This is a genomic window from Serratia sp. CY82433 (assembly GCF_052166535.1).
In the GTDB taxonomy this organism is placed as follows: Bacteria; Pseudomonadota; Gammaproteobacteria; order Enterobacterales; family Enterobacteriaceae; genus Serratia; species Serratia sarumanii.
Window position 1 is genome coordinate 381,521 of sequence record NZ_JBJNOR010000002.1, and the last position, 20,160, is coordinate 401,680.

General features: G+C 60.4%; 16 protein-coding genes. 13 read left to right on the top strand and 3 right to left on the bottom strand.

What is annotated here, in order from left to right; all coding sequences use genetic code 11:
- Positions 1 to 26 precede the first annotated feature (26 nt).
- The 7 genes from denD to ACJ8PI_RS15385 all read left to right on the top strand — a co-directional run bounded on the left by denD (position 27) and on the right by ACJ8PI_RS15385 (position 8,503).
- Positions 27 to 992, top strand: coding sequence for a D-erythronate dehydrogenase (gene denD / locus ACJ8PI_RS15355; RefSeq protein WP_164134795.1), 966 nt, complete (start codon positions 27 to 29; stop codon positions 990 to 992).
- The gene (locus tag ACJ8PI_RS15360) at positions 992 to 2,377 is read left to right on the top strand and encodes a GntP family permease (protein WP_074027173.1); all 1,386 of its coding nucleotides are present in this window, start codon (positions 992 to 994) and stop codon (positions 2,375 to 2,377) included. Before denD ends, ACJ8PI_RS15360 begins: the two co-directional genes overlap by 1 nt.
- A 192-nt stretch (positions 2,378 to 2,569) precedes the next feature.
- Positions 2,570 to 3,283: a deoxyribose-phosphate aldolase gene (gene deoC, locus ACJ8PI_RS15365; RefSeq protein ID WP_399573916.1), complete on the top strand. Its 714-nt coding sequence runs from the start codon at positions 2,570 to 2,572 to the stop codon at positions 3,281 to 3,283.
- Between the two features lie 66 nt (positions 3,284 to 3,349).
- A complete protein-coding gene (locus tag ACJ8PI_RS15370) occupies positions 3,350 to 4,879 on the top strand; it encodes a xylulokinase (protein WP_164134796.1) in 1,530 nt (509 codons plus the stop codon).
- Entirely contained in the window at positions 4,876 to 6,207 is a 1,332-nt protein-coding gene (fucP, locus tag ACJ8PI_RS15375; RefSeq protein WP_164134797.1) for an L-fucose:H+ symporter permease, read from the top strand. Before ACJ8PI_RS15370 ends, fucP begins: the two co-directional genes overlap by 4 nt.
- 1 nt (position 6,208) lies before the next feature.
- Positions 6,209 to 6,601: a VOC family protein gene (locus ACJ8PI_RS15380; protein WP_049195778.1), complete on the top strand. Its 393-nt coding sequence runs from the start codon at positions 6,209 to 6,211 to the stop codon at positions 6,599 to 6,601.
- Between the two features lie 1,209 nt (positions 6,602 to 7,810).
- The gene (locus tag ACJ8PI_RS15385) at positions 7,811 to 8,503 is read left to right on the top strand and encodes an acyl-homoserine-lactone synthase (RefSeq protein ID WP_080289878.1); all 693 of its coding nucleotides are present in this window, start codon (positions 7,811 to 7,813) and stop codon (positions 8,501 to 8,503) included.
- Here ACJ8PI_RS15385 and ACJ8PI_RS15390 read toward each other — a convergent pair whose 3' ends face one another.
- Positions 8,504 to 9,220, bottom strand: a complete 717-nt coding sequence (locus tag ACJ8PI_RS15390; protein ID WP_033636878.1) for a helix-turn-helix transcriptional regulator — start codon at positions 9,218 to 9,220, stop codon at positions 8,504 to 8,506.
- 200 nt (positions 9,221 to 9,420) lie between these two features.
- Between ACJ8PI_RS15390 and ACJ8PI_RS15395 the strand changes: the two genes are divergently transcribed.
- Complete coding sequence (locus ACJ8PI_RS15395) at positions 9,421 to 10,179, top strand: DeoR/GlpR family DNA-binding transcription regulator (RefSeq protein ID WP_033636877.1); 759 nt, start codon at positions 9,421 to 9,423, stop codon at positions 10,177 to 10,179.
- Positions 10,180 to 10,241: 62 nt separating this feature from the next.
- Here the strand turns inward: ACJ8PI_RS15395 and lptG are convergent, their stop codons facing one another.
- Positions 10,242 to 11,312 carry an LPS export ABC transporter permease LptG gene (lptG, locus tag ACJ8PI_RS15400; protein WP_033636876.1) on the bottom strand — a complete coding sequence of 357 codons (1,071 nt, stop codon included), beginning with the start codon at positions 11,310 to 11,312 and terminating at the stop codon, positions 10,242 to 10,244.
- A complete protein-coding gene (gene lptF, locus ACJ8PI_RS15405; RefSeq protein WP_044029829.1) occupies positions 11,312 to 12,406 on the bottom strand; it encodes an LPS export ABC transporter permease LptF in 1,095 nt (364 codons plus the stop codon). The genes lptG and lptF overlap by 1 nt, the downstream gene beginning before the upstream one ends.
- Before the next feature lie 282 nt (positions 12,407 to 12,688).
- On the opposite strand from lptF, the gene pepA reads away from it, so the two are divergent.
- From pepA to ACJ8PI_RS15430, 5 genes are all read left to right on the top strand, one after another.
- Positions 12,689 to 14,200, top strand: coding sequence for a leucyl aminopeptidase (gene pepA, locus ACJ8PI_RS15410; RefSeq protein ID WP_033636874.1), 1,512 nt, complete (start codon positions 12,689 to 12,691; stop codon positions 14,198 to 14,200).
- A gap of 84 nt (positions 14,201 to 14,284) precedes the next feature.
- A complete protein-coding gene (locus ACJ8PI_RS15415) occupies positions 14,285 to 14,734 on the top strand; it encodes a DNA polymerase III subunit chi (RefSeq protein ID WP_033631663.1) in 450 nt (149 codons plus the stop codon).
- 12 nt (positions 14,735 to 14,746) lie between these two features.
- On the top strand, positions 14,747 to 17,623 hold the full coding sequence (locus ACJ8PI_RS15420; RefSeq protein WP_033648627.1) for a valine--tRNA ligase: 2,877 nt from the start codon (positions 14,747 to 14,749) through the stop codon (positions 17,621 to 17,623).
- Between the two features lie 199 nt (positions 17,624 to 17,822).
- Positions 17,823 to 18,326 (top strand): GNAT family N-acetyltransferase, encoded by a 504-nt coding sequence (locus ACJ8PI_RS15425; RefSeq protein ID WP_042783576.1) that lies wholly within the window; start codon positions 17,823 to 17,825, stop codon positions 18,324 to 18,326.
- A gap of 226 nt (positions 18,327 to 18,552) precedes the next feature.
- Positions 18,553 to 20,160 (top strand): GMC family oxidoreductase, encoded by a 1,608-nt coding sequence (locus ACJ8PI_RS15430; protein ID WP_164134798.1) that lies wholly within the window; start codon positions 18,553 to 18,555, stop codon positions 20,158 to 20,160.

The window sequence follows — 20,160 nt, forward strand, 5'->3', positions numbered from 1 at the left end:
AACAACGCTAGGGAAAGGAGCACCATATGAATATCGTCATCACCGGCGGCGCCGGTTTTCTCGGCCAGCGGCTGGCGAAAGCGCTGCTGCACGGCAGCTGCCCGCTGGCCTTCGACACGCTGATCCTGGTGGACATCACCCCGCCGCCCGCCCCGCTGCCGGATGCGCGCCTGCAGTGTCTGGCGCTCGATCTGTCGCAGCCCGGCGCGGCGGAGCGGCTGATCGACGCCGACTGCGGCGTGCTGTTCCACCTGGCGGCCATCGTCAGCAGCCATGCGGAGAGCGATTTCGATCTCGGCATGCAGGTCAATTTCGACGCCACCCGCCAACTGCTGGAAGCGGCGCGCCACCGGGCGCCGGGCATGAAGTTCATTTTCACCAGTTCGCTGGCGGTGTTCGGCGGCGAGCTGCCGCCGGTGATCGACGATCGCTGTGCGGTCACCCCGCAATCCTCCTACGGCGCGCAGAAGGCGATGTGCGAGCTGCTGATCAACGACTATGCGCGCAAAGGCTTCGTCGATGGCCGCGTGCTGCGCCTGCCCACCATCAGCGTGCGGCCGGGCAAGCCGAACAAGGCGGCCTCGTCGTTCGCCAGCGGCATCATCCGCGAGCCGCTGCACGGCGAGCAGGCGGTGTGCCCAGTAGACGCCGAGCTGGCGCTGTGGCTCTCCAGCCCGGCCGCGGTGGTGAGCAACTTCATCCACGCCGCCACGCTGCCCGCTTCGGCGTTCGGCGCGCTGCGCACGCTCAACCTGCCCGGCATCAGCGTGCGCGTGCGGGAGATGCTCGAAGCGCTGCGCGCGGTGGCCGGTGACGCCGTCGCCGCGCGGGTACGATTCGAGCCGGACGCCGCCATCAACCGCATCGTCGCCGGTTGGCCGGGCAAGTTCGACACCCGGCGGGCGCAGCAGCTGGGCTTCACTGCCGATGAAAGCTTCGAGCAGTCGATCCGCGCCTTTATCCGCGACGACATGCCGCAAGGCGGGGGCTGATCATGGCGATGTATACCCCAATCATCGGGCTGGCGGTGGCGGTGTTCGCACTGATCTTCCTGGTGCTGCGCACCCGCGTGCATGCGCTGATCGCCATGCTGATCGCCGCCTCCATCGCCGGCATTACCGGCGGCATGGGCGCCACGCAAACCGTCGACGCCATCACCAAGGGCTTCGGCTCCACGCTCGGCAGCATCGGCATCGTCATCGGGCTGGGGGTGATGATGGGCCGGGTGCTGGAGGTCTCCGGCGCCGCCGAGCAGATCGCCTACAGCTTTATCAAGTGGCTGGGCAAAAGGCGCGAGGAGTGGGCGCTGGCCATCACCGGCTATATCGTCAGCATCCCGATCTTCGTCGACTCGGCGTTCGTCATCCTTTATCCGCTGGTCAAGGCGCTGGCGAAAAAGGGCAAGCGCAACCTGCTGACGCTCGGCGTCGCGCTGGCCGGCGGGCTGATCCTCACCCACCACGCGGTGCCGCCGACACCGGGGCCGCTGGGCGTGGCGGGCATCTTCGGCGTGGATATCGGCGCCATGATGCTGGCCGGGCTGGTGCTGGCCATTCCCTGCGTGATCGGCATCGTGCTGTATGCGCGCTGGCTGGGCGCGCGCTACCCGGACTTTATGCCGCAGGAAGAGGAAGCGCCGCAGGATCTGCGCGCCGCGCATCAGCAGTATCTGGCGGAGAAAGAGGGCAAGGCGCTGCCGAGCCTGATGTTGTCGCTGCTGCCGATTCTGACGCCGATCGGGCTGATCTTCGTCAACGCGGTCAACAATATGCTGGCCAAGCGCGAGGGCATGGGCTGGCTGGCGGAGAGCCTGTGGGGCCAAAGCTTCGCGTTTCTCGGCTCGCCGATGATCGCGCTGGCGATCAGCGTGCTGCTGGCGGTGTACACCCTGATGCCGCACGCCAACAAGCACGACACGCTGGAGCGGCTGGAAGAAGGCCTGCAGACCGCCGGCATCATCCTGCTGGTTACCGGCGCCGGCGGCGCGCTGGGGGCGGTGCTGCGCGAGAGCGGCGCCGGCACGCAGTTGGCGGAACAGGTCGCCGGGCTGCCGATCTCGCCGGTGCTGATCCCGTTCGTCATCGCCACGCTGGTGCGGGTGATACAGGGCTCCGGCACGGTGGCGATGATCACCGCCGCCTCGATCTCGGCACCGATCGTCAGCCTGCTGCCCGGCGTCAATATGCTGGCGGCGGCGCAGGCGGCCACCCTGGGCGCGCTGTTCTTCAGCTACTTCAACGACAGCATGTTCTGGGTGGTCAACCGCATGATGGGCATCAAGGACGTGCGCCAACAGATGATGGTGTGGTCGGTACCCACCACTATCGCCTGGGCTATCAGCCTGTGCGGCGTGGTATTGCTGGACTGGCTGCTGTAACGCTTCCCCCCAACGTCAACCCCCAGGGCGCGATCTGTCAGATCGCGCCCTTTTTTTCTTCTCCCTTTCACGCCCCTCACCACAAAACCGCAGATCCGATCACAATTTCACCAAATGCTGATTTTAAAGCCATATGAAAGAGAATAAGGTGAATAAATAAAATTAAATGAAAACAAAAGAAGGATAAACGCAATGAATGAAACAACCAGACGCATGGCCAGGTTGATCGACCTGAGCGCGGTGCAGGCCACCAATACCGAGGAAGATGTGCGCCACTGCGCCGCGTTGGCCAGCCGCTATCGCATCATCTCGGTACACGTGCTGCCGTGCTGGACGCGTTTCCTCAGCACCCTGCTGCCGGAGCGCGGCCAGGCGGACGTGATGATTGGCGGGCCGGTCGGCTTTCCCGGCGGCGGGCAGACCACCGATCTCAAGGTGCAGGAGGTGCGCCAGCTGATCGCCGAGGGCGCGCGCGAGGTCGATATGGTGGTGAACATCGGCAAGGTGCTGTCGGGGGATTACGACTATGTGCGCGAAGATCTGCGCCGGGTAGCCGAGGCCGCCGCGCCGGTGCCGGCCAAAGTCATTCTGGAGACGCACTATCTGAACGAGCAGCAGATCCGTCGGGTGTGCGATATCGCCGTCGAAGTCGGCATGGCCTGGGTGAAAACCTCCACCGGCTGGGCACCGACCGGCGCCACGGTGGAGAAAGTGGCGATCATCGCCGATCAGTTGCGTGGCCGCATCCCGATCAAAGGGGCCGGCGGCATTCGCGATCTGGACACGGTGCGCGCGTTGTATCGGCTGGGCGTACGCCGCTTTGGCATGAGCGCGGCGGCCACCCAGCGCGTACTGGAGCAACTCGAACAGGATCCAGGCCTGTTCCCGGAACTGAACGATAACTAAATCCTGCGCGATCCCAGCGCACGCTTCTGCGGGTGGCCCGCGCCATCCGCCACGGGAGTGATAACAATGAAAGATTTACTTCTTACCCTTGATATCGGCACCGGCAGCACCCGCGCCGGGCTGGTCGCCAACACCGGGGAAATCCTTGGCTTCGCGCAGCGCGAGTACGAGCAGATCACGCCGCAGGCCGGTTGGTCGGAACAACCGCCTTCACTGTGGTGGCAGAGTGTCTGCCAATGTACGCAGGAGCTGTACGCGCGCTACGCCGAATACTGGCCGCGTATCGCCGCCGTCGGCGCCTGCGGGCAGATGCACGGCACAGTTTTGCTCGATGCCGACGGCGAACTGGTCGTCGATCGCGCCATGCTGTGGAACGACAAACGCGCGCAGCCGCAGGTGGCGCGCTTTAGCCACCAACAGCCGCCGCAGCCCTGGCTTGAACTGTTGAACAATCCCCCCACCGCCGCCTGGCCGGCGTTCAAGTTGGCCTGGCTGCGCGAGCATCACCCATCGCAGTGGGAGCGCATCGCTACGGTGTTGATGCCGAAGGATTACGTCAATTTCCGGCTCTGCGACGTACGCGCCACCGATTACAGCGAAGCCTCCTGCTATTACCTGATGGACAGCGCCACGCTGCAGTGGTCGCCAGAGGCGCTGCGGCAGTTCGGGCTGCGCGCCGATCAGCTGCCCGCCATCCATCTCTCCAGCAAGGTGATTGGCCACATTACGCCCGCAGCGGCACGCGTGACCGGTCTGCCGCCGGGGGTGCCGGTGGTAGCGGGCACGGCGGATATGGCCGCTACCCTGCTCGGCTCAGGCGTCTATCAGGCCGGCATCGCTTCCGACAGCACCGGCACCTCGACGCTGCTCACCGTGGTCTCGGAACACCCGCTGCTCTGTGCCAGCGTCAACAACCTGCACCTGGCCAACTCGGCCTGGGGCGGTTTTACCCTGCTCGATGCCGGTGGCGACGCCATGCGCTGGGCGCGTTCGGCGCTGAACGCCGGCCAACTCGGCCATCAGCAGATGCTCGATATGGCGGCCGAGGTGCCGCCGGGCGCCGAAGGGCTGCTGTTCCTGCCCTACCTGATCGGCGAGCGGCTGGCGGAACGCACCAACTCGCGCGCGCAGTTCTTCGGCCTGCAGCGCAAGCATAGGCAGCCGCATCTCTACCGCGCGGTACTGGAAGGCGTAGCGCTGGCCTCCCTGCGTAATCTGCAGCAGCTCAGGCGCCACGCACAGGAGCCGGAGGCAATGATTGCCTCCGGTGGTGGCGCACGCAGCCCGCTGTGGCTGCAGATCAAAGCCTCGGTCTATAACCTGCCGCTGCTGCAGACGCGCAATCAGGAGAACGGCACCACCGGCTGCGCGATCGTCGCCGGGGTCGGCGTCGGGCTGTTCAGCAGTTTCGCCCAGGGGGTGAGCCGCACCGTCAGCATCGAGCGCGAATTTACTCCCGATCCGCGCCAGCACGAACACTACCTGCGCTGCTTCGAGCTGTTCGAACAGCTCTACCGCCAGGCGCAGCCCCTCTACGAACAGCTTGACGTTATTAGCTCGTTCTCTTTTTCTCCGGATGAAGGAACACCGCAATGAGCGACTCTCTGATTAACAAGGGTGACATCACGCAGCACGCCGCGGCCGAAAGTATCGACCGCAGCGCCTATCTGCCCGCCACGCCCTGGCTACAGCTGATGCTGGTCTGCTGCCTGTTCGCCCTGTGGGGCATGGCCGGCAACCTGAACGATATTCTGATCGCCCAGTTCAAGAAGGGGTTCGATCTGTCGGATACCCAGACCGCGCTGGTGCAGTCGATCTTCTTCCTCGGTTACTTCGTAATGGCGCTGCCCGCCGCAGCGGTGATCAAACGCTACTCGTACAAGGTGGCGATCGTGATCGGCCTGTGCCTGTACGCACTCGGCTGTTTCCTGTTTATTCCTGCGGCGCAGATCATGACCTACGGCGCTTTCCTGGCCTGCCTGGGGGTGATCGCCACCGGGCTGTCGTTCCTCGAAACCTCCGCCAATACTTACTCCAGCCTGCTGGGGCCGCTTGAAACCTCCACCCAGCGCATCAACTTCTCGCAGATCTTCAACTCGCTGGGGATCATTTTTGGCGTCTTGATCGGCCAGCAGCTGGTGTTCGGCAAAAACGATCCCAGCCACGCCGAGCTGCTGCAAATGCCACCGGCGGCGGCCGAAGCGGCACGCACCCAGATGGTGTCGCAGGTGGTCACACCTTATCTGATCATCGGCAGCGTGCTGATCGTGTTGGCGCTGATCTTCGTGGCGGTGAAATTCCCCGCCTGCAAAACCCAACGTTCGCACCAGGGAGCGGGCAAGCCGCTGATGCAATCGCTGAAGATCCTGCTGGCGCTGCCGCGCTTCCGATTGGGGGTACTGTCGCAGTTCCTGTATGTCGGCGCGCAGGTAGGGCTGTGGAGTTTCACCATTCGTTTTGTGCAAATGATTGAACAGGGGGCAACCGAGCATTCGGCCACCTACTGGCTGCTGGCCACGCTGGTCTGTTACTCGGCCGGCAAGGTAGTCACCACCGCGCTGATGAAAAAGTTCAGCCCGGCGCGGTTGCTCGGCGTGTTCTGTTCGGTATGCGTGCTGCTGTTGCTGCTGGCCGTCAACATCCAAAGCCTGCTGGCGGTGGTGGCGATCATGGGCGTCAACTTCTGCATGGCGCTGTGCTGGCCAACCAACTTTGGCCTGACGATAAAAGGGCTGGGCGAAGAAACTCAGGTGGCCGGTTCGATCGTGGTGATGTCGATCATCGGCGGCGCGGTGGTGCCGTTACTCATGGGCATCATCTCCGATCTCAACGGCGGCGATATGCAGATCGCCTTCGCAGTACCGCTGGTCTGCTTCGCCTACGTCGCCTTCTATGGCTTCTACTGCGCGCGCAAGGGGATTTGATATGGCACACCGGATTAACGGGTTGATGCACGTCGGTTTGCGCTGCGCGAATATCGAACGAGCCGCCGGCTTCTATCGTTCACTCGGTTTCGAACCCCGACAAACGTTGGCGCTCGGCGGCCCCGTCGCCGTACAGTTTTTGCAGTTGGGTGAGCTAACGCTGGAGTTATACCAGTTACCTGACGAAGGGCTGACTCGCCCCCCTAGCGCCTATGGTATCGACCATATCGCTTTGCGGGTCATCGATCTGGCGGCCACGCAGCGTTGGCTGGCGGAGCTGGGGTATCCGGTGATTGAAGGGCCGACGCTGCAGCCCAGCGGTGCCAACGGCGTGCGTTATCTGATGATCGCCGGGCCGGACGGCGAGCGGGTGGAGTTCAGCCAGCCGCTGTAATGTTTCTTCCCCCATAGCACAAGGCCCGATGGCTGTGATAAGCCATCGGGCCTCATTCGATTTTTTGTCAGCACACGAGCCTTTACCGCCATAGCCATGCGCCTTATCGGCCATCGCCCACATTCCCTCAAGCGCCCTACCAGGCTGCGCCAAATAATCCCCAACCGCAATGGCAACACTGCAAATAATTGCATATCCATGTGTCAGCCAATAAAGAATAAGTTTACTTAACATTGCAGGAACAATATTTTTTCATTTATGGTAGTCATGACTGGAATAAGCCAATAGGAACGGGGTTGTCAGGGGATAGATGTTATTTCTTTAGATGGGATTTTATCTGGAACCAACAGAAAATAGCGTGCATACGTAACAAAACAGCAACCCAAAGCTAAAAACCAGCAGAGAACACTTGCCTCTGCTGAGTTGATAGCTTTAAGATGGTGTAAGAAAATTTTCCCTGGTGTTGGCCGATCTTGGCAGCCTGACCCTACGAGGTCAGGTTTTTTTTATGTTTTTTTCGTCGAAAATTGACTAGAAAAGTGTATCGCCTTAGGGAGTTAGAAGCTAGTTAGACTAAAGTATAGTACCCAACTAGACCTTCATCAGTTCAGTTGGGTTATTATTTCACATAGCAGAAATCAGGTGCCAGCACTATTTTTCGCTCTGTATCTCAGCAGCCACGGCGTTCTACCATGGCCACCATACACCGCTCATTTTACTCAGCAACCCAACATACCCGCAGAGCCGTCGAGAAATAGCACCGGTCCTGTCATTAAAATAATGTGATCTCTGTCAGATATTTTTTAATATCGCATTTTACCACTGCATGAAGACAGGTCCGAGGACGTACTGTAGAAATCACACCAGCCGCTCTTTTCACTCCTATTCCTCTGCCGGACGGCAAATCCATGCCCTATCGACACCCCCAGTAACAAATAGTAAGAATTAATTTATTAAAATAATAAAACCCACCTAAATTATAACGTCAATAATTAATATTTCACCATGGCAGATACGGCTCGGCAGTCATTGATAGTCAATCCTCTCCAGCCTTTAATGAGCCAAGCCGTTCAATCTCGTCGACCTGCTTTGTTCACCGTTCAATTGCCCTGAAGCTGCCTCGCAGCACGGCATAATAAGGTTAGCGCCGATCGCTTAAAAAGCCTTATCATTCTCATGCACCGGCATGCTCGTAGTGAAACTTCTCTGATGTTACTGGATAAAGTTATTTCTCTTAATTTATTCAAAGGTAACATTATGTTTAATATTTACAGCACCAACTACGCATCAATGAGCACCGAAAAATCAGCAGATCTTTATGTTTTAAGGAAAAACGTCTTTAAAGACAGGCTGCAATGGGCCGTGAACTGTTCAGACGGCAAGGAGCTGGATGAGTTTGATAATGATAAGACAAACTATATATTTGGCGTAAAGGACAACATGATAATTTGTGGTACGAGGATGATTGATATGAAACACAAGAATATGCTGAACAGCGCATTTTCCTCTTTCTTTCATGACGTCGTCATTCCAGAGGGGAATTTCATCGAGTCCACACGCTTTTTCGTCGATAAGGAAAGGACCCAGTCTCTGCTGGGCCGCCGGTTCCCTGTGACCCTGGCGCTGTTCTTGTCGCTAATCAACTATGCGCGGCAACACGGTTATGACGGCATATTGGCAGTCTCCAGCCACCCGATGTTGCATATTATCAAAAGCTCCGGCTGGAACGTCACGCAGTTGAAGACAGGCATGTCGGAAAAGAACGAGCCTGTTCATTTGCTGTTGGGCCACGTTGACCGTCAGAGCCAGGAGGCATTAAAAAACAGAATATTCAAAAAGTTGAATACGCAAGACGAACACATGCTAAACGCCTGGCCGTTGAGCGACGAACCTGCGTTCTAATCACCCCACCGGTTTAATCAGCTGAAGTTCCATCCCTAAACGGATAGCATGCCGGGCATTCGCTACTCCCAGTTTTTTGACAATGTTCCCCATATGAAACTTGATGGTGCAGGTTTTGATCCCCAGGATCATGCCCATTTCCTGGTAGGTTTTCCCCACGCTGGCCCAATAGAGGATCTCGTTTTCTCTCTCTGTAAAACGGGCGTTTTTTTCCTGGCGCGCGGTGTTTTTTTCCGACAGTGAAGTCAGCGTTAAATACATCTCATGGGTCGATGCCAGCAGCAACGAAATATCGCCTTTATGCTGATTCAGCATCTGCATGGTTTCCGCCTTGCGCTCGGCAGCGAGGGTAAAGGAAAGGGTCACCAGATTATTATTAAAGTCATGCAACACGAAGGTATAGCCATCGGCTACGCCGAATTCGCGTGCTTGCTCGAACAACTCAGAAAAACGGAAGCCGGCGCCAGCCATGAGATTCTCATCCCAGGCGAAAGGTGTCAGGCGATTGAGCGCCGTAATGACCACCGGATCGGTATATTGCAGCCCTTGCTCTTTATATTGCTTTACCCATTCACCGGGGTAATTGGTGACGCCAAAGATACATGACATATCTTTCTTGGATAACACCACGTAGGCCCAGATAAGCTCGCCGAAATCGCCTAATGCTGCTTCCAGATGCTTGCTGATAATGTGACTGATATTTTCTTCATATTCCATTAACTGCCTGCCCCGCTACCCAATACACCGCAGGGTAGACTATACCAAAAAGGATCGGTGCGCCGTAACCTTCGCATCTCGCACGGATAATGCCCGCTGGAATATTGCCAGCGGCGGCCGGCAAGCGCTTTGCCTGCCGCCGATGCGCGGGGTATATTAGCCGCACATCCATTGTGCCTGTCAGGAGTGAATGAGTGAGCATGTTCGCAGAAGAGCGCCAGGAAAAACTCCTCGCCATTCTCAAGGAGAAGCGCAAGCTCTCCGTGGGGGAAATGAGCTCGCGCTTTAACGTCTCCGGCGCCACCATCCGCACCGATCTGCGCATTCTGGAAGACGCCGGCATGCTGACGCGCACCCACGGCGGCGCCATTCTGCGCACCCGCGCCAGCTTCGAGGTCGGTTCCGATCAGCGTGAAGAGGTGAACCTCAGCGCCAAGGAGCAAATCGGTCAATTGGCCGCCGGCCTGGTGGAAGACGGCGACATCATCGTATTGGATACCGGCACCACCACCCTGCAGATCGCCCGCCATCTGCGCCAGCGCCGCAACCTGACCGTAGTCACCAACGATTTCATGATCGCCAAGAGTCTGGAAGACGTCGAATCGATCCAGATCATCCTGCTGGGCGGCATCGTCAAAAAGGGTTATCACTGCGCGGTCGCCATCAACGGCCGTTCGCTGCTGGATACGCTGAACATCGACAAGGCGTTTATGGGCGCCAACGCGCTATCGCTGAAACAGGGCGCCTGCGTGGCCGACATCATGCTGGCCGAAACCAAGCGCGCGATGGTGGAGCATGCCAATCAGGTGATCGTGGTGTGCGATCACTCCAAGCTGAGCAACACCTCGCTGGCGCAGTTCGCCTCCCCTGCCCAGATCGACACCCTGGTGCTGGATCGCCTGCCGGAAGACGCGCAGGCCTATCAGGATGCCGGCATCGCGCTGCTGAGCGTCAGCTAACCCCCCCCAACAAAAAAGGCGCGGCCCCGCGGCCACGCCTTTCTTCACTACCGAACGCCCCGCTACTTGCGTTTGAGCAGCATATACACGCTGATCAGCAGGAACAGCATGCTCGGCAGCAGCGCGCCCAGCACCGGCGGCATGCTGTACACCAGGCTCAGCGGGCCGAAGATCTGATCCAGCACGTAGAACAGGAAGCCGAAGCTGATGCCGGTCACCACGCGGATGCCCATCGGCACGCTGCGCAGCGGGCCGAAGATGAACGACAGCGCCATCAGCATCATCACCGCCACCGACAGCGGCGAGAAGATTTTGCTCCACATGTTGAGCTGGTAACGGCTGGCCTCCTGGCCGCTCTGCTTCAGGTACTTCACGTAGTTGTGCAGCCCGCTGATGGAGAGCGAATCCGGATCCAGCGCCACCACGCCCAGCTTGTCCGGGGTCAGGTTGGTTTTCCATTCGCCGGTCAGCGTCTGGGTGCCGGTCACCTGTTTCGGGTCGGTCAGATCCGAGGTATCCACCTGCGAAAGCTGCCACACCCCGTTCTCGAAGCTGGCGGTGGCGGCATAGCGCACCGTCTCCAGGCGACGCTGATCGTTGAAGTGGTAGATGTTCACGCCGGAGAGTTCTTTATCGCCGGAGACGCGCTCGATGTAGATGAAGTCGTTGCCGTCCTTCGCCCACAGCCCGCTCTTGGTGGAGAGCAGCGAGCCGCCGTACATCTGCTGGGCGCGGTAGTTGCGCGCCATCTGCTCGCCCTGCGGTGCCACCCACTCGCCGATCGCCATGGTCAGCAGCACCAGCGGAATGGCGGTTTTCATCACCGAGCCGGCGATCTGCAGGCGGGTAAAGCCGGAAGCCTGCATGACGACCAGTTCGCTGCGCGTCGCCAGTTGGCCCAGGCCGAGCAGCGCGCCGAGCAGCGCCGCCATCGGGAAGAAGATCTCGATGTCTTTCGGCACGCTCAGCAGGGTGTACATGCCGGCGCTCAACGCGGTGTATTCGCCCTGGCCGACCTTGCGCAGCTGATCGACGAACTTGATGATGCCGGACAGCGACACCAACATGAACAGCGTCATGATGATGGTGTTGAAAATCGTTTTACCGATATACCGGTCTAATACGCCAAACATCAGGCCGCTCCTCTCAGGCGTGCGCGCAGCTTGCGCATCGGCACGGTATCCCACAGGTTCAGCGCCAGCGCGATCGCGAAGTAAACGCCGTTAACCAGCCACAGCCACAGCATCGGATCCAGCTTGCCCTTGCCGGCGTTGGATCGCAGCGAGGTCTGCAGCAGGAAGAAGATCAGATACAGCAGGATGGCCGGCAGCATGCTCAGCACGCGGCCCTGGCGTGGGTTCACCACGCTGAGCGGCACCACCAGCAGCGCCATCAGCGCCACCGACACCACCAGCGTCAGGCGCCAGTGGAACTCGGCGCGCGCATCCGGATCGTCGGACTCCCACAGCGTCTGCATCGACATCTGTTCGGATTCGGTGTTGTCCGCCGCCACGGTGCGGTGGCCAATCACCGCCTTGTAGTCGGTGAAGTCGGTAATGCGGAAGTCGCGCAGCAGCGCGGTGCCTTCAAAGCGGGTGCCCTTGTCGAGCGTCACCACCTGCGAGCCGTCTTTCTGCTGCACGATGTTGCCGTGCTCGGCCACCACCACCGACGGGCGTTGGTTGCCGTTCGGCCGCAGCTGCGCCAGGAACACGTCGTTGAAGGTGCTGCCTTTCACGTTGCCGATAAACAGCACCGCGTTGCCGTCCTGCGAGGGTTTGAACTGCCCTTCCGCCAGCCCGGCGATGCTTGGGTTGGCCTTGGCTTCGTTTACCACCACGTCCTGATAGCGCGAGGCCCAGGGGCCGGCCCAAAACACGTTCACCGCCGCGACCGCAGAGGTGAGCAGCGCCAGGATCATGGCGGCGATAATCAGGGTGCGTTTGCCCAGCCCGCAGGCGTGCATAACGGTGATTTCGCTCTCGGTATACAACCGCCCAAGCGTCATCAGCAAACCGAGAAACAGGCTCAAAGGCAGGATGAGCTGCGCCATTTTCGGCACGCCCAGAGCGAGCAGAGAAAGTACTAAGTTTGTCGGGATATTGCCGTCCACCGCGTCGCCCAACACCCTGACCAAGTTCTGACAAAAGAAGATCAGAAGCAGGATGAACAGGATGGCGATTTGGCTCTTGAGCGTTTCCCGTACCAGATATCTTATGATGATCACGCTTATTACGCCTGTGAAAACTTGTCTTTTTGCAGGAAAATCGATAATTTCATCGCTAATCCGCCATTTATTCTCATCATATGGCAACCTTCACAGCTAAAATAGTATTACAACATCAAGCCGTTTGGGTGTCCTATAGGAACTTGCTTATAGTCGCCAAAACAGAGCAATTTACGCCGTTCAGGTTAACATAATCCGTTAACTCAAATGGCGGGAGATCGTTACGGAGTCGGTTATTCTAGCCGTAGCGTCCGCCTTTGTCTTTAAGATTCAGGAGAGTGCATGGAGTTCAGTGTAAAAAGCGGTAGCCCGGAAAAACAGCGCAGTGCCTGTATTGTAGTCGGCGTTTTCGAACCGCGCCGCCTGTCCCCTATCGCAGAACAACTCGACAAAATCAGTGATGGTTATATCAGCGCATTGCTGCGCCGTGGCGAACTGGAAGGCAAGGTCGGGCAGACGCTGCTACTGCACCATGTGCCCAACATTCTCTCCGAGCGCATCCTGCTGATCGGCTGCGGCAAAGAGCGCGAGCTCGATGAGCGCCAATACAAGCAGGTGATCCAGAAAACCATCAATACCCTCAACGACACCGGCTCGATGGAAGCGGTCTGCTTCCTGACCGAGCTGCACGTGAAAGGCCGCAATACCTACTGGAAAGTGCGTCAGGCGGTGGAAACCGCCAAAGAGACGCTCTACACCTTCGATCAGCTGAAAAGCAACAAGGTGGAGCCGCGTCGTCCGCTGCGCAAAATGGTGTTCAACGTGCCGACCCGCCGTGAGCTCACCAGCGGCGAACGCGCTATCCAGCACGGCCTGGCGGTGGCTTCCGGCATCAAGGCGGCCAAAGATCTCGGCAACATGCCGCCGAACATCTGTAACGCCGGCTACCTGGCCTCGCAGGCCCGCCAGCTGGCGGACGCCTTCAGCACCCACATCACCACCCGCGTCATCGGCGAACAGCAGATGAAAGAGCTGGGCATGAACGCCTATCTGGCGGTCGGCGCCGGTTCGCAGAACGAATCATTGATGTCGGTGATGGAATATAAGGGCAACCCAAATCCGGACGCTAAGCCGATCGTGCTGGTAGGCAAAGGGCTGACCTTCGACTCCGGTGGCATCTCGATCAAACCGGCCGACGGCATGGACGAGATGAAATACGACATGTGCGGCGCGGCGACCGTGTACGGCGTGATGCGCGTGGTGGCGGAGCTGAACCTGCCGCTGAACGTGATCGGCGTGCTGGCCGGCTGTGAAAACATGCCGGGCGGCCGGGCGTACCGTCCGGGCGACGTGCTGACCACCATGTCCGGCCAGACCGTCGAGGTGCTGAACACCGACGCCGAAGGCCGCCTGGTGCTGTGCGACACCCTGACCTACGTCGAGCGCTTCGAGCCGGAGCTGGTGATCGACATCGCCACCCTGACCGGCGCCTGCGTGATCGCCTTGGGCCACCACATCACCGGCCTGATGTCGAACCACAACCCGCTGGCGCACGAGCTGCTGGGCGCTTCCGAGCAGGCCGGCGACCGCGCCTGGCGCCTGCCGATGGCCGACGAGTACTACGAGCAGTTGGACTCCAACTTCGCCGACATGGCGAACATCGGTGGCCGCCCTGGCGGCGCCATCACCGCCGCCTGCTTCCTGTCGCGCTTCACCCGCAAGTACACCTGGGCGCACCTGGATATCGCCGGCACCGCCTGGCGTTCCGGTAAAGCCAAGGGCGCGACCGGCCGCCCGGTGGCGCTGCTGTCGCAGTTCCTATTGAACCGCGCGGGCCTGAACGGCGACGATTAAATCTGAGCGGTAATTCAGGTATAATCCCAAGGGGCACAGCATGCTGTGCCCCTACATTTTTTTATCGGCAGCGGTGGATCCTTAATGAAACAGGCGACGTTTTATTTGCTCGACAACGCGGAACCGTCTGGTGCGCTCAGCGCCCATGAGGCCGTGGCCTGCGCCGTTGCCGCCAACGGCTTCCGTTCCGGCAAGCGGGTGCTGATCGCCTGCGAGAGCCAGGAGCAGGCCCAGCGGCTGGACGAAGCGCTGTGGCAGCGCGAGCCGCATGAATTCGTGCCGCACAACCTGGCCGGCGAAGGGCCGCACTATGGCGCGCCGGTGGAACTGTGCTGGCCCGGCAAGCGCGGCAACGCCCCGCGCGATCTGCTGATCGCCCTGCTGCCGCAGTTTGCCGATTTTGCTACCGCTTTCCATGAAGTGGTAGACTTCGTTCCTTACGAAGACACTCTGAAACAGTTGGCGCGCGACCGTTACAAGGCCTATCGCAGCGTCGGCTTCCATTTGACCACGGCTACGCCGCCAACTCACTGAATACGATAAAGAATGGAAAAGACAAACAGTCAGCTCGACACCGCATACGACCCAAAGCAGATCGAACAGAAGCTGTACGATCACTGGGAGAATCAGGGTTACTTCAAGCCGAACGGCGACACCAGCCAGGAAAGCTTCTGCATCATGATCCCGCCGCCGAACGTCACCGGCAGCCTGCACATGGGCCACGCGTTCCAGCAGACCATCATGGACACCATGATTCGCTATCAGCGCATGCAGGGTAAAAACACCCTGTGGCAGGCGGGCACCGACCACGCCGGCATCGCCACCCAGATGGTGGTGGAGCGCAAGATCGCCGCGGAAGAAGGCAAAACCCGCCACGACTACGGCCGTGACGCGTTTATCGACAAGATCTGGCAGTGGAAGGCGGAGTCCGGCGGCACCATCACCCGCCAGATGCGCCGTCTGGGTAACTCCGTGGACTGGGAGCGCGAGCGCTTCACCATGGACGAAGGCCTGTCGAACGCGGTGCGCGAAGTGTTTGTCCGTCTGCACAAAGAAGACCTGATCTACCGCGGCAAGCGCCTGGTGAACTGGGATCCGAAGCTGCGCACCGCCATCTCCGATCTGGAAGTGGAAAACCGCGAATCCAAAGGTTCCATGTGGCACCTGCGCTACCCGCTGGCCGACGGCGCGAAAACCGCCGAGGGCAAAGACTACCTGGTGGTCGCCACCACCCGTCCGGAAACCGTGCTGGGCGATACCGGCGTGGCGGTCAACCCGGAAGATCCGCGCTATAAAGACCTGATCGGCAAAGAGATCATTCTGCCGCTGGTCGGCCGCCGCATCCGCATCGTCGGCGACGAACACGCCGATATGGAAAAAGGCACCGGCTGCGTGAAGATCACCCCGGCGCACGATTTCAACGACTACGAAGTCGGCAAACGCCACGGCCTGCCGATGATCAACATTCTGACCTTCGACGGCGATATCCGTCAGGAAGCGGAAGTGTTCAACACCCTGGGCGAAGTCTGCACCGACTACTGCAACGAAATCCCGGCCGAGTTCCGCGGCCTGGAGCGCTTCGCGGCGCGTAAAGCGGTGGTTGCCGCCTTCGATAATCTGGGCCTGCTGGACGAGATCAAACCGCACGACCTGACGGTGCCTTACGGCGACCGCGGCGGCGTGGTGATCGAGCCGATGCTGACCGACCAATGGTACGTGCGCACCGCGCCGCTGGCCAAAGTGGCGGTGGAAGCGGTCGAACAGGGCGAAATCCAGTTCGTGCCGAAGCAGTACGAAAACATGTACTTCAGCTGGATGCGCGACATTCAGGACTGGTGCATCTCGCGTCAGCTGTGGTGGGGCCACCGTATCCCGGCCTGGTACGACGTGAACGGCAAAGTCTACGTGGGCCGCAGCGAAGAAGAAGTGCGCAGCGAGAACAACCTGGGCGCCGACGTGGTGCTGACCCAGGACGAAGACGTGCTGGACACCTGGTTCTCGTCCGGCCTGTGGACCTTCTCTACCCTGGGCTGGCCGGAGCAGACCGAGGCGCTGAAAACCTTCCACCCGACCAGCGTGATGGTCAGCGGCTTCGACATCATCTTCTTCTGGATCGCGCGCATGATCATGCTGACCATGCACTTCATCAAGGATGAAAACGGCAAGCCGCAGGTGCCGTTCAAGACCGTCTACATGACCGGCCTGATCCGCGACGACGAAGGCCAGAAGATGTCCAAGTCGAAAGGCAACGTGATCGATCCGCTGGATATGGTCGACGGCATCTCGCTGGAAGATCTGCTGGAAAAACGCACCGGCAACATGATGCAGCCGCAGCTGGCGGAGAAAATCCGCAAGCGCACCGAGAAGCAGTTCCCGAACGGCATCGAGCCGCACGGCACCGACGCCCTGCGCTTCACCCTGGCGGCGCTGGCCTCGACCGGCCGCGACATCAACTGGGACATGAAGCGCCTGGAAGGCTACCGCAACTTCTGTAACAAGCTGTGGAACGCCAGCCGCTTCGTGCTGATGAACACCGAAGCGCACGACTGCGGCTTCAACGGCGGCGAGAAAGTGCTGTCGCTGGCGGATCGCTGGATCCTGGCCGAATTCAACCGCACGGTGAAAGCCTACCGCGAAGCGCTGGACACCTACCGCTTCGATCTGGCGGCCAACATCCTGTACGAATTCACCTGGAACCAGTTCTGCGACTGGTATCTGGAGCTGACCAAGCCGGTGGTGAGCAACGGCAGCGAAGCGGAACAGCGCGGCACCCGCCACACGCTGATCACCGTGCTGGAAGCGCTGCTGCGCCTGGCGCACCCGATCATTCCGTTCATCACCGAAACCATCTGGCAGCGCGTGAAGCCGCTGACCGGCACGACCGCAGACACCATCATGCTGCAGCCGTTCCCGGCCTACGACGCCGCGCTGGAAGACGAGCAGGCGCTGAACGATCTGGAGTGGATCAAGCAAACCATCATCGCCGTGCGCAACATCCGCGCCGAGATGAACATCGCGCCAAGCAAAGCGCTCGACGTGCTGCTGCGCAACTGCAGCGCCGACGCCCAGCGCCGCGTGCAGGAGAACCAAAGCTTTATCGCCCGTCTGGCGCGCCTGGAATCCATCGCGCTGCTGCCGGCCGGTGAGAAAGGCCCGGTCTCCGTCACCAAGCTGGTGGACGGCGCCGAGCTGCTGATCCCGATGGCCGGTTTCATCGACAAGGACGCCGAGATCGCGCGTCTGGCGAAAGAGATGGGCAAGCTGGATGCGGAAATCGCCGCGATCGAAGGCAAGCTGGCGAACGAAGGCTTCGTGGCGCGCGCGCCGGAAGCGGTGGTCGCCAAAGAACGCGATCGTCTGGCGGCCTGCAAAGAAGGCAAAGTGAAGCTGCAGGAACAGCAGGCGACCATCGCCGCGCTGTAATCCACCGGCTCACGCCAACGCCTGAAAAACAGCGGGTCTTCCCCGCTGTTTTTTTATCGCCGTTGCATCCGGGCCGGGTTAGGTGTTATTACAAGATATTACTGCTGCAGGGACGCCGCCGGGAAATCATCCCCGGCGCGTTTCGTGCTGCGATAAAAACGAAAAACGAACGTGGTCTCTTTCAATGGCGAGTGTAAACATGACAACAGCAACCCCGGCGCGCCTGCTGGTGCGCCCCATCACGGCGGAAGACAATCCCGCCATTGCTCACGTCATTCGCGAAGTCTCCGCCGAGCACGGCCTGACGGCGGATAAAGGCTATACCGTCTCCGATCCCAATCTGGACGCCCTGTATCAGCTCTACAGCCTGCCGCGCAGCGCTTACTGGGTGATCGAGGTAGACGGCCAGGTCGCCGGCGGCGGCGGCATCGCGCCGCTGCAGGGCGGCGCAGACGATATATGCGAATTGCAGAAGATGTATTTCCTGCCGGTGTTGCGCGGCAAGGGATTGGCGAAACGCCTGGCGCTGCAGGCGCTGGATTTCGCCCGCCGGCACGGCTTCCGCTGTTGTTACCTCGAGACCACCGCCAGCCTGACGCAGGCCGTTGCGCTGTACGAACATCTGGGCTTCGAACACATCGACCACGCGATGGGCGCTACCGGCCACGTCGATTGCGAAGTCACCATGCTGAAAACGCTGTAATCGCCCCCGCCTTCCCATCAGGGCGCAGCTTGCTGCGCCTTTTTTATTAATATCGCAATCAATCAGTAAAACTCGCTATAACGCCGTATTTCAAGCAGATAAACTGACGTTAAAAACCACGATGTAAATTTAATGTGAAGTTCGTTAATAAATTAACGATCGCAAATTGACCGCTTTTTCCCCCGCGTTACTCTGCCAGTATCCCAATCGCGCACGGAGAGCTGTCATGTCGGAAAATACCTTTGATTACATCATCGTCGGCGCCGGTTCCGCCGGCTGCGTGCTGGCGGCGCAACTGATCCGCCGCACCCAGGCGCGGGTGCTGCTGCTGGAAGCCGGCGGCGACGACAATAACCTGTTCATCAAGATGCCGGCCGGCGTGGCCAAGATCATCGCCAAAAAGAGCTGGCCCTACGAGACGGAGCCGGAACCGCACGCCAACAACCGCCGCATGCAGATCGCGCAGGGCAAGGTGCTGGGCGGCAGCAGTTCGGTCAACGGCATGATCTACCTGCGCGGCCAGCCGCAGGACTACGACGACTGGGCCGAGCGCTATGGCTGCGCCGGCTGGAGCTACCGGGAGGTGCTGCCCTATTTCAAACGCGCCGAGGGCAACGAAAGCCTGTCGGACGACTACCACGGCGCTGACGGGCTGCTGCCGGTCAGCGAAAACCGCTACCGCCACCCGCTCAGCATGGCGTTTATCCGCGCCGGCCAGGAGCTGAACCTGCCCTATCGCAACGACTTCAACGGCGACAGCCAGCACGGCGTCGGTTTCTACCAAACCACCACCCACAACGGCGAACGCGCCAGCACCGCCCGCACCTACCTGAAGGCGGTGCGCGACGAACGGCGGCTGGTGGTGAAACTGAACGCGCTGGCGCACCGGCTGACCTTCGAGGGCAACGTCGCCACCGGCGTGGTCTACAGCCAGAACGGCGGCGCGGAAGTGACCGCGCGCGCCACCAAAGAGGTGATCGTCAGCGCCGGCGCGGTCGGTTCGCCGAAGCTGCTGATGCTGTCCGGCATCGGCCCGCGCGACCACCTGCAGCAGCTGGGCATCGAGGTGCGGGCGGATCTGCCGGTGGGTAAAAACTTCCACGACCATCTGCACATGTCGATCAACGTCAGCACCCGCGAGCCGATCAGCCTGTTCGGCGCCGATCGCGGCCTGCAGGCGCTGAGCCACGGCGCGCAGTGGCTGGCGTTTCGCAGCGGCGTGCTCTCGTCCAACGTGCTGGAAGGCGCCGCCTTCACCGACAGCCAGGGCGACGGCCGGCCGGACGTGCAGATCCACTTCCTGCCGCTGCTGGACAGCTGGGACGACGTGCCCGGCGAACCGCTGCCGAACATTCACGGCTTCACGCTCAAGGTCGGCTACCTGCAGCCGAAGGCGCGCGGCGAAGTGCTGCTGCGCAGCAGCAACCCGCACGATCCGGTCAAGCTGCACGCCAACTACCTCGGCCACCCGGACGATCTGGCCGGCAGCGTGCGCGCGGTGAAGTTCGGCCTGGGCTTCCTGCAAACCGCGGCGCTGAAGCCGCTGATCAAGGATCTGCTGATGCCGCAGCCGGAGTGGACGCGTGATGAGGCGCAGCTGGAAGAGTTCGTGCGCAACTTCTGCAAGACGGTATATCACCCGGTAGGCAGCTGCCGCATGGGGCCGTCGCCGCAGGACGCGGTGACCGATCCGCAACTGCGGGTGCACGGATTTGAGCAGTTGCGGGTGATCGACTGCTCGGTGATGCCGCAGCTCACCAGCGGCAACACCAATGCGCCGACCATCATGCTGGCGGAAAAGGCGGTGGATCTGTTGCTGGGCGCGCCGCAGTAA